This is a genomic window from Micromonospora sp. CPCC 205539, assembly GCF_036906815.1.
GTDB lineage: Bacteria > Actinomycetota > Actinomycetes > Mycobacteriales > Micromonosporaceae > Micromonospora.
The window spans coordinates 1-1,084 of record NZ_JBAKHW010000096.1 but is presented as its reverse complement, the minus strand read 5'-3'; the positions used below and the strand labels follow the sequence as shown (position 1 = coordinate 1,084).

The window sequence follows — 1,084 nt, the reverse complement described above, 5'->3', positions numbered from 1 at the left end:
GGTGGGCTCAACCGGTGGTTGCAACACCCTTCCATGATCTTCGTTGGGGTGGTTGTGGCGTCGAGGTTGAGCCCGCTGGAGCGGGAGCAGATTGGGTTGGGTCGGGCTGCGAGTGAGTCGTTGCGGTCGATCGCGCGCAGGTTGGGGCGGTCGGTGTCGACGATCTCGCGGGAGGTGGGTCGGTTCGAGCGTTATGGGCAGCGGTATCAGCCGTTGATGGCGCAGTGGGCGTCGTTTCTGCGGCACAACCGGGGTGGGCGGGTGCCGCGGTTGGCTGGTGACGGGCCGTTGCGTCAGGTGGTGCTGGATATGCTGCGACGGCGTCGTTCGCCGCAGCAGATCAGTGCTCGGCTGCGGGCGCAGTTCCCGGACGTGCCGGAGATGTGGGTGTCGCACGAGACGATCTACCAGGCGATCTACCTGCAGGCGCGGGGCAACCTCCGCGCGGAGTTGACTCGGCAGGTGGCGTTGCGTTCGGGGCGGGCGGCTCGCCGGCGCAGGCCGGCGCCAGCCGGGGCGATGCGCTCGGCGCGGCCCTGGGTCGATCTGCGCATCGCTGACCGGCCGGCTGAGGTCGCTGACCGGGCGGTGCCCGGGCATTGGGAGGGTGACCTGCTCGAGGGGGTCCGTCGGGGTGGGCGCGGTGGTTCCGCGATCGCCACCCTCGTGGAACGCGCTACCCGGTTCGTGATCCTGGTCGGGCTGCCCGAGGGCAAGGTCTCCGACCACGTCGTGTCCCAGTTGGCCACGGCGATGAGGTGGCTCCCGCAGCGGTTGCGGGCCTCGCTGACCTGGGACCAGGGCGTCGAGATGGCCCGGCACCGTGACTTCACCATCGCCACCGACTGCCCGGTCTACTTCTGCGATCCACACAGCCCCTGGCAACGCGGCAGCAACGAGAACACCAACGGGCTGCTCCGCCAGTACTTCCCCAAAGGCCGATTCGACTTCACCACCATCGACCAGGCCGGCCTCGACCACGTCGCCGACGAACTCAACGACCGCCCCCGCATGACCCTGGGCTGGGCCACCCCAGGTGAGAAGATGACCCAACTCCTCGGTGTTGCAACCACCGGTTGAGCCC

Annotated in this window: 1 protein-coding gene; it reads left to right on the top strand. The window is 68.9% G+C overall.

Annotated elements, in window-relative coordinates:
• Window positions 1–33: 33 nt before the first annotated feature.
• Window positions 34–1,080, top strand: coding sequence for an IS30 family transposase (locus tag V6V47_RS32645; RefSeq protein ID WP_334632407.1), 1,047 nt, complete (start codon window positions 34–36; stop codon window positions 1,078–1,080).
• The last annotated feature ends 4 nt before the right edge of the window (window positions 1,081–1,084 follow it).

Excerpts from the sequence above, each read along its gene's own strand:
- V6V47_RS32645 (WP_334632407.1), top strand. The coding sequence starts at position 34 with ATGATCTTCGTTGGGGTGGTTGTGGCGTCGAGGTTGAGCCCGCTGGAG.